This window comes from Desulfuromusa ferrireducens, assembly GCF_055389805.1.
Genome location: NZ_AP042415.1, coordinates 4,197,504 through 4,211,026 on the forward strand (window position 1 = coordinate 4,197,504; position 13,523 = coordinate 4,211,026).

11 protein-coding genes are annotated in these 13,523 nt (G+C 50.9%); all 11 read right to left on the minus strand.

Annotated features, from left to right (window positions below):
* Positions 1–16: 16 nt before the first annotated feature.
* Positions 17–1,183 carry a phosphopentomutase gene (locus tag ACZ5PT_RS18875; RefSeq protein WP_464266767.1) on the minus strand — a complete coding sequence of 389 codons (1,167 nt, stop codon included), beginning with the start codon at positions 1,181–1,183 and terminating at the stop codon, positions 17–19.
* 1 nt (position 1,184) lies between these two features.
* A complete protein-coding gene (deoC, locus tag ACZ5PT_RS18880; RefSeq protein ID WP_464264566.1) occupies positions 1,185–1,856 on the minus strand; it encodes a deoxyribose-phosphate aldolase in 672 nt (223 codons plus the stop codon).
* Between the two features lie 10 nt (positions 1,857–1,866).
* Positions 1,867–3,060, minus strand: coding sequence for a bifunctional glutamate N-acetyltransferase/amino-acid acetyltransferase ArgJ (gene argJ, locus ACZ5PT_RS18885; RefSeq protein WP_464264567.1), 1,194 nt, complete (start codon positions 3,058–3,060; stop codon positions 1,867–1,869).
* Positions 3,057–4,763: a GAF domain-containing sensor histidine kinase gene (locus tag ACZ5PT_RS18890; protein ID WP_464264568.1), complete on the minus strand. Its 1,707-nt coding sequence runs from the start codon at positions 4,761–4,763 to the stop codon at positions 3,057–3,059. Before ACZ5PT_RS18890 ends, argJ begins: the two co-directional genes overlap by 4 nt.
* A gap of 25 nt (positions 4,764–4,788) precedes the next feature.
* Positions 4,789–7,479, minus strand: a complete 2,691-nt coding sequence (secA, locus tag ACZ5PT_RS18895) for a preprotein translocase subunit SecA (protein WP_464264569.1) — start codon at positions 7,477–7,479, stop codon at positions 4,789–4,791.
* 257 nt (positions 7,480–7,736) lie between these two features.
* Positions 7,737–8,603 (minus strand): M23 family metallopeptidase, encoded by an 867-nt coding sequence (locus ACZ5PT_RS18900; RefSeq protein WP_464264570.1) that lies wholly within the window; start codon positions 8,601–8,603, stop codon positions 7,737–7,739.
* A 53-nt stretch (positions 8,604–8,656) separates the two neighbouring features.
* Positions 8,657–9,013, minus strand: a complete 357-nt coding sequence (locus ACZ5PT_RS18905) for a hypothetical protein (protein ID WP_464264571.1) — start codon at positions 9,011–9,013, stop codon at positions 8,657–8,659.
* 22 nt (positions 9,014–9,035) lie between these two features.
* Positions 9,036–9,578 (minus strand): HAMP domain-containing protein, encoded by a 543-nt coding sequence (locus ACZ5PT_RS18910; protein ID WP_464264572.1) that lies wholly within the window; start codon positions 9,576–9,578, stop codon positions 9,036–9,038.
* A 42-nt stretch (positions 9,579–9,620) separates the two neighbouring features.
* Entirely contained in the window at positions 9,621–10,778 is a 1,158-nt protein-coding gene (locus ACZ5PT_RS18915; RefSeq protein WP_464264573.1) for a cytochrome c3 family protein, read from the minus strand.
* 205 nt (positions 10,779–10,983) lie between these two features.
* On the minus strand, positions 10,984–12,096 hold the full coding sequence (locus ACZ5PT_RS18920; RefSeq protein WP_464264574.1) for a cytochrome c3 family protein: 1,113 nt from the start codon (positions 12,094–12,096) through the stop codon (positions 10,984–10,986).
* Positions 12,097–12,190: 94 nt separating this feature from the next.
* A complete protein-coding gene (locus ACZ5PT_RS18925) occupies positions 12,191–13,384 on the minus strand; it encodes a cytochrome c3 family protein (RefSeq protein ID WP_464264575.1) in 1,194 nt (397 codons plus the stop codon).
* Between the last annotated feature and the right edge of the window lie 139 nt (positions 13,385–13,523).

A 13,523-nucleotide genomic window follows, 5' to 3' on the forward strand; every position in this document is an offset into this window, starting at 1 on the left:
AAATGACAACCCTCTATCAGCGAAGTTCTTCAAGAAAGCTCATCCCGGCATGAAAGTCGAGGGAAAAATTCTCCGCCACAGTGGCGCCGACATCAGCAAACGACTGGCGAACACCTAAACTCCCCGAGCGACTCAGCCCGGAGGACCAGACCATCAACGGCACATATTCGCGGCTGTGGTCGGTCCCAGCAGTCGTGGGATCACAACCATGATCGGCAGTAATGATCAACAGGTCGTTGCATTTCAAACAATTAAACAGGTGTGGCAACCAATCATCAAACTGCTTCAAGGCTGCAGCAAACCCTATGGCATCACGTCGATGTCCGTAAAGCATATCAAAATCAACCAGATTGGTCATGACCAGGCCATGATTTATTTTTTCAAGGGCGGCTATAGTCGTATCCATGCCCTCGGTATTATTTTTTGTTGGCATGACAGACGAAAGCCCCTGACCGGCAAAAAGATCATTGATCTTCCCGACACCACAGGTCTCCAGCCCGGCCTTTAGCATTTTATCCAGCAGCGTTGGCAACGTTGGCTGACGTGGATAGTCATGACGCCCGGAGGTGCGCTGAAAATCATCGGCACAGGAGCCGATAAATGGACGAGCGATAACGCGACAAACATTATACGGATAGATAATTTTTTCTGCCAGCCGACAGATAGCATAAAGCCTTTGCGGCGGGATAATTTCTTCGTGCGCAGCAATCTGAAAAACCGAATCACTACTGGTATAAACAATCGGTCTGCCAGTGAGCAGATGCTCAGCACCTAACGCGCGTAAGATATCCGTTCCACTGGCAGCGATATTGCCCAGTGGCGTCAATCCTGTTTCGGCAATAAAGGCATTAATAATTTCGGCCGGGAATCCACCAGGAAAGGTAGCAAACGGAGAATCAAGGGTGACACCGGACAGCTCCCAGTGGCCGGTGACAGAATCCTTGCCGGGACTTTTTTCAGCCATTTCCCCCCAATAAGCACCGGCGACAGGGGTGGCCGAAATATCAGGAGTTGAAATAATACGATCGAGTCCAAGTCGACCCATCTGGGGTAGCCGCAAGCCACCAACTGCAGCAATGACATGCTGTAAAGTTGCCGCATGCTCATCACCATAAGCGGCAGCGTCAGGCAAGGCGCCAACACCAACACCATCAAGAACAATCAAAACGACGCGTTGAAACATATCAGTCAACGGCACCCTGACGCTCTGACCACTCGGTAACAATCTTTACCCCGGCACTGGAACCAATCCGGGTGGCACCGGCAACAATCATCTGCTGGCATGTTGCATAATCACGTATTCCACCAGCGGCCTTAACACCAATGCGTCCGCCGGCTGTTGCAGCAAGCAGTTTAACGTCCCCTTCAAGGGCGCCAGAAGATCCGAAACCGGTCGAAGTTTTAACATAGGCAGCACCAGCATTCACTACCAGCTGCGTTGCCCGCTGCATAAGCTCTCGATCAAGATAGCAACACTCGATGATCACCTTCACAGGGGCCTGTTCGGCCGCGATAACCACTTGTGCAATCTCTTCTTCCACCAGTTCAAAACGCCGCTCCAGCAACCGGCCGACCGAGATAACCATATCGATCTCTGCGGCACCCAGAGCGACCAATTCAGCAGCTTCTGCAACCTTCTGCCGTAAACTGTTATAGCCACAGGGAAAACCGACGACAGTACATACCTTGACCACAGAACCGTATAGCCGGTCGGCAGCAATTGGTACAAAAACTGGCGGCACACAAACTGAAGCGAAGCCATATTCAACCGCCTCTTCACAAAGAGAGAGAATTTGCGCTTCTGTTGTGTCCGGCTTAAGCAAGGTATGGTCGATTAACGGGGCGGGGTTATCCATCAGGCATCAATCAGGTACGGTAATCGGCATTGATTTTGATATATTCATAACCGAGATCAGAGGTGTAATAACTGGCACTGGCCTCCCCCTGATTCAACTCAATCTGCACAACAAACTCGTCAAGCTTGAGAACCTCTGTCGCTTGCAGTTCCAACTCAGGCCCGGTTGTCAAACCATTCTTTGTGACCGGAATCCGATTAAAACTGATATCGATCCGATTCTGATCCACCTCAATTCCCGAGTAGCCGACGGCGGCAATAATCCGTCCCCAATTGGCATCCTCACCAAAAAAGGCAGTCTTTACCAACGAGGACATCGCGACTGATTTTGCTGCAGTCCTGGCCACCTCTTCACTCGCAGCTCCAGACACCCGAATTTCAGCCACCTTGGTTGCACCTTCGCCGTCACGCACAATCATCTTTGCCAGATCAAGCAACACCCGACTAAGGTGCTGACAGAATTGCTCAGCGGCCGCAGTACCAGGTTGAATCATCTCCGCCCCACAGGCGCCGTTGGCCAGCAACAGAACCATATCGTTGGTCGAGGTGTCGCCATCAACGGTAATCGAATTAAAGCTGTTTTTCACCGCTTGGGGCAACGCGCTTTTCAACAATTCGGGAGCTACGGCGGCATCAGTCAACACAAAGCCAAGCATGGTCGCCATGTTGGGGTGGATCATCCCGGCCCCTTTCGCCAGCCCGAGGATATGGTACGAAGAGTCTGGGCCTTCAACCCGAGCGGCGGCGATCTTCGAAAAAGCATCCGTTGTCATTATCGCTTCAGCAACAACCGAGGCCTGATCAACAGCAAGAGACTCAACCAGCGTGGGAATCCCCTGTTCAAAAGGTGCAACCGGCATTTGCGCGCCAATGACCCCCGTTGAAGCAACGGCAATAAGCTCTTCGGCAATCGACAGCTGTTGCGCCAACAGACGGGAAGTCTGTCGCGCAACCTGCATCCCCTGCTCTCCGGTACAGGCATTGGCGTTGCCACTATTAATCAACACAGCCTGACACTGACCTGCAGCAATCCGCGGCTGGGTCAATTGTAAGGGAGCGGCAATCACCTTATTGCGGGTAAAAACCCCGGCGACACTGGCTGGCTGATCTGAGCAGATCAAGGCAAGATCAAGTTTCCCAGATTTCTTGATGCCGCTCGCCATTGCTGAAAAACGAAACCCTGCCGGAAGATCAAAATTATTCATCCGTTAACCTTTATCTGATTATAAGTATTCTCGGTCGGCAACAGCATCCCGAAGCTGGTCCCTTCCCCGTCAACTTCTTCGAGGAAAATATCTCCCATCATCCGATCAACGACAACCTTGACCAACGCCAAACCAATCCCAACACCATGCGGTTTCTCAGTGTCGATATTACCAAGCTGAGTGTAGGAATTAAAAATTGTATTGTGTGCTTCCAAGGGAACCGTCAGCCCCTGATTGGAAATCTGCAGGTAGACATATTCCAACCCATCATGCAATCGAGATTCCGCCTTAACCTTCACCAAACCACCATCGCAATTAAACTTGACCGCATTATCAACCAGGCAGTTGAACGCCATACCAAACTTTTCCTGATCGCCGTAGATCTCAGGCAGGTCGTCGCTGATGTCGATTTCCGAAGTCAACTGGCGCGCCGCCATTTTCTTATTGTAATACTGAAAGGAATCGGCAATGGACCAAGGCACACCAAATGATTTCCAGCGCCAGATTTCCCTTTCTGATTCGATAGAAAAAAGTCGCAACATTCCGGTGATCAGTTTTTCGAGACGCTCTCCTTCTTCACGAACCAGTCGCAAGTGCTCTTTAAAATCGTCATCTGACAGTTTTTCATAGAAGTGCAGCGACAGGTCGACATAGCCAAGAATTGAGGTCAATGGTGTTTTCAATTCGTGCGACAAATTGCAGACCAGACGGGTCCGGGCACGATTCATTCGCACAAGATCATCGTTGGTTCGTTCCAGAGTTGCGGCTTGAGCACGCAAGCTATTGACCAGCTCAAAGTTTTCCATCGCCAAGGCAACTTGATTGGCGATGGCCACCAGTAAGTTCTGATCCTCTAAAGCGAAAGATTCACCGGAACGCTTGTTGTTGACGTTGATAACCCCGACGATCCCATCACGGACCGAAATCGGCACTGACAGTAACGACTGATCCTTATAACGCTTGCCGCCATCCATGCCTTTAAAACGGCTATCATGGGCCAGGTTCGAGATCAGAACCGGCTCGCGCGTCGCAAGGACGTGTCCCGATATCCCCTCTCCAGATGCGACCCGCACCGAACTGATAATTTCTTCAGTCAGACCCCGTGCTGCAGCGATATGCAGTAAGCCGTCATCTTCGACCAGCATCAGTGATGCGACTTCAACATCGGCTGAATCGACAATCGAATCAAGAATAAGGTCGAACAATTCCTGCAGATTACTTCCAGAGCTGGCTGTTTCGCCGATCTTTTTCAGCAAAACCAGATCAGCCATGCGCCTTTGCGCCTCAATCCGCGCCTTGCTCTGATTGACGGCATGACGGTAGGCGCTCAACCCCTGATTAACAGCCTCCAGAACCTCATCTTGCGAGAAGGGTTTAACGAGAAAATCTAGAGCTCGGTCGCGCAACACCTGCCGAGCGATATCAAAATCCTGCTGGCCGGAAATCATCACAACCTGCACTTCCGGGGTGTGCTGTTTGATCATGCGCAGGACTTCGACGCCATTGATATCGGGCAGCGAGACATCGCAAAAAACCAGCGCGATGTGCTCACGGTCCAGAATCTCCGTCACTTTATTCCCGGTTTCCGAGCGGATCACACGGTAATTCTTGCTTTCCAAAATATCCTGCAGAAGATCAAGGATCAGCGGGACATCATCTATCAGCAAAATAGCCGGTTCTAGTTGATGCTGTTGTTCCGTCATAAGATTACATACCTGTCAAGCAGCCCTATTTGCCGCAGCATTTCTTATACTTTTTGCCGCTACCACAGGGACAGGAGTCATTACGACCAATTTTATCTTCATCGCGGGTCGAAGGTTTACGCGCCTGGTTCTCCCCACCAATACGGTTCATCTCAATTTTCTGTTGCCGCTGCTGGGCCTCCATTTGCTCAACGTCCTCTTCACGAGCCAACTGGATACGGAATAATTTCTGCGGCACTTCCTGGCGAATCCGCCCCATCATCTCCATAAACAGGCTGTAGGCTTCGCGCTTGTACTCTTCCTTCGGGTTTTTCTGCCCATAGCTGCGCAGACCGATGCCCTCCTTGAGGTGATCGACTGATAGCAGGTGATCTTTCCACTGCGAATCGATCGCCTGCAACAGCAGCACCCGCATCAGGTGCTTCATCAGCTGCGAACCGAACTCTTCTTCCCGATGATCCAAGCGACCAGCAACCTGTTCCTTAAGCAACTGTTCAAGCTCTTCCCGGCTGGCCGTCTCCTGATCGATCAAGCTGAGATCAGGGTGAAAGGCAAACTGATTGCCGAAATCCTCCAGTAAGCGTTCCCAGTCCCATTCCTGGGCCATCGTTTTTTCCGGGCAGAATGAAGCGATCATATCTTCGACCGTCTCATCGTTGATACCCTGTATAGTTTCCTTAAGCTGCTCTCCAGCCAGAACCTCGCGGCGCTGGGCATAGATAACCTCGCGCTGGCGATTCATGACATCATCATATTCTAACAGATGCTTACGGATATCGAAGTTATGGGCCTCAACCTTTTTCTGGGCGTTCTCGATGGCTTTGCTGATAATGCCGTGTTCGATCGGCTCCCCTTCGGGGATTTTCAGCTTTTCCATAACAAAGGCAACGCGCTGCGAACCGAAAATCCGCAACAGGTCATCTTCCAGACTCAAGTAGAAGTGACTCTTGCCAGGATCACCCTGACGTCCGGAACGACCGCGCAACTGGTTGTCAATGCGCCGCGATTCGTGTCGCTCGGTCCCGAGGATATAAAGACCGCCAGCCTCCAGTACCTCCTGCTTCTCAAGCTTACAACGCTCCTCAAAGCCGGCGAATATCTCCTGGTAACGTGCTTCCGGATCATCTGCGGAGGCGGCTTCAGCGCGAGCCATCATCTCGGGATTACCACCAAGGACGATATCGGTTCCGCGACCAGCCATATTAGTTGCAATGGTAATCGCGCCTTTACGGCCCGCCTGAGCGACGATATAGGCCTCACGCTCATGTTGCTTGGCGTTGAGAACATGGTGCGGAATGCCGCGTTTTTTCAATAAAGCGGCAAGCACCTCCGAAGTATCGATGGTAATGGTACCAACCAATACCGGCTGCCCCTTCTTATGACATTCAACGATATCATCGATCGCAGCGAGATACTTTTCCTTCTCCGTTTTGTAAATAACATCTGAGCGATCCTGACGCTGCAGCGGCTGGTTGGTCGGAATAACCGCCACTTCGAGCTTGTAGATCTCGTTAAATTCTACAGCTTCGGTATCCGCGGTACCGGTCATTCCCGCCAGTTTTTCATACATGCGGAAATAGTTCTGGAAGGTGATGCTCGCCAACGTCTGGTTTTCATTGGCAATCTTGACCTTTTCCTTGGCTTCAACTGCTTGATGCAAGCCATCGCTCCAGCGCCGCCCCGGCATCAGACGACCGGTGAATTCATCGACAATATGAACCTCACCATCCTTGACCACATAATCGACATCGCGCTTAAACAGGGCATGAGCCTTCAGTGCCTGATTAACATGATGCAACAGTTCTATGTTCTGCGGCTCGTACAGATTATCGATATTCAACAGTTTTTCAACCGTCGACACCCCGTCCTCAGTCAGTGAGGCCGACTTGGCCTTTTCATCAACGGTGTATTCACCGGTATGACGCTTGGTTGACTGGCCGATTTTACCATCGCGTTCCTCGATGGTTTCCCCCATCTTGAGCCGGGGGATGATCTGATCAACCTTGTAATAGAGTTCACTCGACGACTCGCTCGGACCGGAAATAATCAGTGGAGTCCGGGCCTCATCGATAAGAATTGAATCGACCTCATCAACAATTGCGTAATGCAACGGTCGTTGGGCGTACTCTTCGAGATCAAACTTCATATTATCGCGCAGATAATCAAAGCCGAACTCGTTATTCGTGCCGTAGGTTATGTCCGCATTGTAGGCCGTTTTACGCTGTCGATCATCCAAACCATGAACGATGCAACTGACGCTCAAACCGAGAAACTCATAGATCTGCCCCATCCATTCGGCGTCACGACTCGCCAGGTAATCATTGACGGTGACAACATGAACACCCTTGCCGGGCAAGGCATTCAGATACGCAGCCAAGGTCGCAACCAGGGTCTTCCCCTCACCGGTTTTCATCTCAGCAATTTTGCCGGAATCGAGAACCATGCCGCCAATCAACTGAACATCAAAATGGCGCATGCCGAGAACCCGACGGCTCGCTTCACGCACGGTCGCAAAGGCCTCGACCAGCAACTGATCAAGTGTTTCGCCGTCGCTTAAACGTTGGCGAAATTCAACCGTTTTTCCCTGCAGTTGATCGTCTGAAAGCTTTTCCCATTCAGGCTCAAGAGCATTAATTTGGCCGACCAGCGGCTGCAGTTTTTTTAGTTCCCGGTCATTCCTGCTACCAACAAACTTTTTAACTAAACCACGAATCATCGTTTATAAAACTCCACTATCCACAGACAAGCTGCAGCGATTATTGAACGATCAGAAATAACGTCAAATGACGCTAACAATAGCCGGCATAGTAGCACATGAAAAGTGAGAGGAACAAGCAATAACACGGGCTAAAAGGCTGAGATTATGGGCCTTGCAGGCAAGATAAATATTTGACTGGAGGAACTTTAGAAATATACGGAATTGATCAATTGGGAAGCAGGGTCAAAATCATTCAAATCGGTAAAATCAGCCGATCAGAGGCTTTTGCGAGGATCGATGGGAACACCACTCAACTGCACTTCGTAATGGACGTGAGGGCCGGTGGAACGACCGGTGTTGCCCACTTCAGCAATCTTGTCACCGCGCTTGATCCGAGCACCACGCTTAACCAGATTCTTTGAATTATGTCCATACAGAGTGCGATATCCGTAGCCATGATCAACCACAACAGCATTGCCGTAACTGGCAGAATAATCGACCCGCACAACAACCCCATCCGCAGTGGCATACACAGGGGTGCCGGTATTTGCGGCAATATCAAGACCTTCGTGGATTCGTCGCTTGGTGCCGTTGGGGATCTGGCGCATGCCAAAATAAGAGGTAATCCAGCCCTTGGTCGGCCAACCCTTTGGCGTCGCACGACTGAGCGAAACCTGATCGTTCAACAGGCTACGAACGTCTTCCTGACTTTGACGGCGCAGATCAATCGCCAGCTGCAACTGATTAATGCGCTGCTGGATCTCATCAACAACATTGGCGTTGTCACTTTCAGGGATACCGCCGATAGCGACAGGAACCGCCTGAGGGGAGTGATCGAAATCGGCCAACTGACGAACTCGGGCTTCGGTCTCAGCGAGACCGGCCAACTCTTCGCGCATCCCATCAACGGCAGTCGCCAAGCGCTGCAGATCATGCCGCTGCTGAGCGTTGACAACGCGCAGGCGCGACAACTCCGACTGCTCGAATTGGTTTTCCAGGTGCGAAACAAGCAAAGCAGAGAAAAGGCCGCAAAACAGCAGAGCACTGGCGACAGCAAATCTGACAACACCACGGCGAACCTTAAGTCGACGGATCTTTTTTTCATCTTTCGGGATTATGACGACAGTGAAACTTTTGGACACAGGCTCTCCTGTTAGTTAAACACAGGATAATTTAGAATTTTCAAATGAAAAAGTCAAGCCCCTTGCCCGGAGATGCCTTTCAAGCGATTCAAAATTTCACGAACATAAGCACATTCACACTTTTCTGGACAGGGGCGCAAAACATTGCGGTGCAAACAATAACCGGCACAGCTATCGGAACCAATCAGACGCTCTTCAAACATGGGCCCATCATATAGATCAGCAAAAATATGGACTTCTAACGAGAGGGTTCCGTGACAACTATGGTTAAAAAGGAACAGCCCCCTGTCAAGGGCAACAAAGTTTGCCTGATAGCCAATCGGGACGATCTCCCCATCAGCCATAAACTCATCCCGAGTCAACCAGACCTTGCCGCAAGATTCACAGCGCTTAAACGGCTCAGTTGTCATTAAATGCACCCCGAGGTAAAAATCAAGTAATCAGCTTATCAATAAATTCTTTTTGCTGACGGATAAGCTCAGGATATCTCTCAGCCTCGCCCGCCAAAACAGCTTTCTCCAGCTCAAGGCAGCCGGTTTTCGCCGCATGAACTCGAGCCCGCAAAGATTCCGTTGCCTGATTGACGTTATCAGCAAGATCAAGCAAGGTATCTTCATCGCGCAACTTGATGACCGTTGTCAGGTCACCCTCACCGATAGCCTGCAAACCCTGCTCAATGCGATAGATAGGCCCAGCAATTTTCTGCGGTAAAAACAAAGACAGCACCACGCCAACGACCAAACTGGCGACAGATCCAGCAATGACCACCGGCAACAGCAGATCACTGACCCGACGAATCTTAACGTGAGCATCGAAGAAGGAACCGACCACTTCCTGACGGGCATAAAAATAGAGGATGATCGCCGCGACCACCGCGCTCACCACGACAGCCAGCAGGACTTGCTTGAGCATCCACCGCTGAAATTCCTGCTTTACAGCCAGGTTGAGCTTCTTACGATCCTTAAAAGACGGCATAGATTCCACCCTTAGTCACAAAAGTTGTTAATAAAAATACAATCAATATTCGCTATGACAACCGCGGCACAAATCCGCCTTGTTCGATTTCCGTAGCCGGTATTCATGATTAGACGCATGATTGTCATGACAGGACATACAACTCATTGTACCATCCGGCAAGAGCGTATACTCGGGAGGGATGACCATCCCCTTGCGCGCCCGCACCTTGATCGGGTGCGAATACTCTTCGCGGACACCGGTGTGGCAATCTTTGCAAACCTTGACATTGGTATCGAGAGAACTCTTCAGGATCGGGTGCGAAAATTGTCCGGCAGTGTCTACCTCGCGCTCTTTGGTATTGCGGGCCACGACACTGTTTTCCATGCCGAATGAGACCGACACCGGACGATCCGCTTTGACCTCAACCAGAAAATCATCCTTGACCCGATACAGCTGCCAGTTCAACTCGATGTCACTGGCCAAAGAACTGTCTGCCCGATAATTGGCAGACTGATCCCAGAAAGACTTATCGGTGGTAAAGGTCGAAACCGGGGACTTTGTTTCATTACCGAACAGATCTCGCGAGACGATCTGATACTGGTAGGTTTTGTCCGCATCGAGACCGAGCAGAACTTGCGTATGTTGACGCAGCAATTGCTTATCGGTTTTCACCGAGCGCAGGTTATCGACCCCATAATAGACAATGGAATCGCTGAACTCATCGGTCTGCCACTGCAGCGTCGCGGTGGTGCTGATGCCGCGGCGCACATCGGAGACCAGCAGATTGGACTGCTTGGGTGGCTGATGATCATCGCTCTTCTGCGCTAAGCCACTCTTTGGCAGCACCACTTGCCGCACCGGGCTGCGCATCCGGCCATCGGTTGCCTTGACATACAAAGGGCCCGATAGTTTGCTTGCTGGCAACCGCAACCAATGCTCCTGCTGACGGCCGGAGACGGTCTGGAACCAGCGAATTTTTGCCACCTGCGCTTTTTCAATCGCCAACGGAGATTTCTTCACCGTCTTCGCGACGCTCTTTCCGGCGATATGGCACTGCTCACACTTTTCCTTCATAAACGGCTGATGCACAAAGCGACCACTACGGCCCTTGGCGGCAACCTTTTTATGGCAGGAATTACAGGACTTTGCGACAGCGGGAACAGTGGCCAGTAATAGCGACAGGCAACAAAACAGGACTATCAGGTGTAGATTTTTCAAGGAAGATCTCCCTCGATTGCCGCGCAGATCATCATCTTGCGAGGTGTCGATCTGCAACGGAATTGGCGCGCAGGAGCAACAAACATAAAGATTCTATAATTTAACAGAGTCGCCGTAGCTCGGCAACCGCAAAAACCGATCAGCAGAGCAAAAAAAAGGCCGGCCCGAAGGCCGACCTTTAAAAAAAACAGAAGACACAGCGTAATTAGTTACCGGCTGTTCCGTCTTTAGCTGTGTGGCAGTTAAAACAGCCTGTTGTATTTGCAGTACCGGCAACCATACCAGAGTAAGTCCAACGCAACAGATCAGGCTCATCAGAACCGTGAGCATAGTGGCAGGACAGACAGTTAACGACCTTATTCGCGTAGTCAGCAGTACTAGCAGCGGAGGTCATACCGGTCAAATTTACAGCAGCAACCGGAGCGATGATATCAAATGTATAGTCAGCATATTCGGTGCCATCATAGCCCACATCTTCCATATCGATATCGGTCGGGTGACGCAGCCAAGGACTGGCTGATCCGCCGATACCTTCGGTCAGGACGGCTTGATCACGACGGTGGAATTTATTGTGGCAACGGGCACAAAGAGCGCTGATGGTGTCAGTAGCTGTGCCATCAGTCGATCCAGCATAAACGTTGTGGTCGGTAACGGTCGGAACAAATTCACTCGACTCAATACCGGTGATGCCGTCCAGGAACCGGAAGCCGGAACCGATATCCCCTGCAGTACCTGCCAGAACAGCGGACCCATCGTTACCATCATTATTGTGGTGAGCAGTCTTAACGGCGTCAAACTCACTAACAGCATTAGTACCGTGGCAGCCGTTAACTCCAGCACAAGTAACTTGGAGATTCTGTGGATTCCAGGAGTCGACACCACGACCGGCGTCAGCGAGATCAGTGTAGCCAGGGACACTTGTGAGCGACCGGTCGATACCAGCCAAGATTGCAATGTTATGGCCAGTCGCACTAGAAGCGACAGTATCGGCCGTGGCAACCCAATTAAAAGAACCACCGGAACCGGCAGCAGCCATGGTCGCTGCATCAACCTGCGGAATCAGGGCGGTGTCAAGGGTGTTACCTGTTGCGCCACCGTTATTGGTTGTGTCGGCATGACAACCTTGACAACTACCAGCACGCAACAGCAACTCAGCAGGTGCCATTCCGTCAGAATCGTAACGCATGGATGCACCATCCTGGCTGTTGTGCATAGTGTGGCAGTCCACACAACCACCCGTGATAGCTGCAAAGCCATTACCGGCGATGAGCAGCATGGCCGCGCTCATCAGAGCTACAAGAATTTTACTAGTTTTCATTTTTTGTCGCCTCCCTCTTAACAATTGGTTAAATCTTGATCTTGTACACCACCATTGGTGACTCGATCAACCTCCTGGAAAAAAACCTTGTTACTTAGATATCGTCTTTGGCCGTGTGACAGGCAAAACAGCCACAAGCGGCATTCGCAGTACCCGTTTTACAATCATTCCCATAATCCCAGCGCAGCATATCTGGAAAACTCGACCCATGTGGCCGGTGACAGGAAATGCACGTGACAAGCTCGGTCGTACCGACACCTGCAGCGCTAATGTCCTGATAGGCCACCGGTGCCAACGAGGTATAGGTATATTCTTCGTACTCCGTTCCGGCACCGGGGTCGGAAACCAGTTTAACATCCGAAGGGTGACGGATCCAGGCCCCCGAGGCATTCATCATGCCATCGGTATCAGCACCACCGGAATGGTGAAAACGGGAATGACAACCGGTACAGAACATACCGATACTGTTGCCGCTGACGCCGCCGGAACCACCGACAGAAAAGGCCTCCGCGCCCTTGTAAACATTGTGCGAAGCGGGGTTCTGCTCCCAATTGGAATCCTCAACGCCGGCCACACCGGGGACCGCTAACAAAATATTACGGGTATTGGTACTGGGGTTCTTCACACTGACCATCGTAGCGACCGAGAGAAAACGATACCAACCGTCCCCCTCAGCGACCAATGGATTATCAATTCCATCATCAACATGGTGAGCGGCAAAATGACATCCTTGACAGCCAGAGTTCTCTGTCGCCAGGGTACCGTGGCAATCGTTACAAATACTACTATCCCCGACGACCTGAAAGTTACCGGGTGCCTCGGTCAATGTTGTGTCCTTGTTGACGGCAAAGGTGGTACCGCGCAGGCCGAAAACATTGTGACCCTTATTATCATCACCGTTGGCAACCCAAAAAAAGTTTCCACCCGCCAGAACATTGCTCACTCCTGCATTAACACCGGGAGTATCGTTCGGCGCACTGCCGGTCAAAACAATTGGAACCCGCGACTTATTGCCAGTACCGATAGCAACGATGGTCGCATTGCCGCTGGCATTGGTGTGACAACCAAGACAGTCAGAAGTAAGCAAATTAACCTGAGCCGTCGACTCGACCATCGAATCTGTAGCCCCATCGTATATCTTCGCGACCGCACTCCCATCCTGACTGTTGTGCATGGTGTGGCAATTAACACAGTCACCAGTAACCGCCGCCATAGACAGGCTTGCGGAGAGAGCAAAAGTGACGGCAACGACGGCCTGCAACAAAACTAGCTTTTTGACAAAACGCATCAAAACTCCATTACTGATCATTAAAAAATGTCCGAAAAAAACTCAAGATAGTCAACGTATTGAAAACAAGGAACAAACAAAATCCACATTAAACAACAAATCAGCCAAGCTGAATACTACTTAATGATAAAAATACCAA

Coding starts and splice junctions, on each gene's coding strand:
- ACZ5PT_RS18905 (WP_464264571.1), bottom strand. CDS start 9,013: ATGACAACTGAGCCGTTTAAGCGCTGTGAATCTTGCGGCAAGGTCTGG.
- ACZ5PT_RS18890 (WP_464264568.1), bottom strand. CDS start 4,763: ATGACGGAACAACAGCATCAACTAGAACCGGCTATTTTGCTGATAGAT.
- ACZ5PT_RS18920 (WP_464264574.1), bottom strand. CDS start 12,096: ATGAAAACTAGTAAAATTCTTGTAGCTCTGATGAGCGCGGCCATGCTG.
- deoC (WP_464264566.1), bottom strand. CDS start 1,856: ATGGATAACCCCGCCCCGTTAATCGACCATACCTTGCTTAAGCCGGAC.
- argJ (WP_464264567.1), bottom strand. CDS start 3,060: ATGAATAATTTTGATCTTCCGGCAGGGTTTCGTTTTTCAGCAATGGCG.
- ACZ5PT_RS18925 (WP_464264575.1), bottom strand. CDS start 13,384: ATGCGTTTTGTCAAAAAGCTAGTTTTGTTGCAGGCCGTCGTTGCCGTC.
- ACZ5PT_RS18875 (WP_464266767.1), bottom strand. CDS start 1,183: ATGTTTCAACGCGTCGTTTTGATTGTTCTTGATGGTGTTGGTGTTGGC.
- secA (WP_464264569.1), bottom strand. CDS start 7,479: ATGATTCGTGGTTTAGTTAAAAAGTTTGTTGGTAGCAGGAATGACCGG.
- ACZ5PT_RS18910 (WP_464264572.1), bottom strand. CDS start 9,578: ATGCCGTCTTTTAAGGATCGTAAGAAGCTCAACCTGGCTGTAAAGCAG.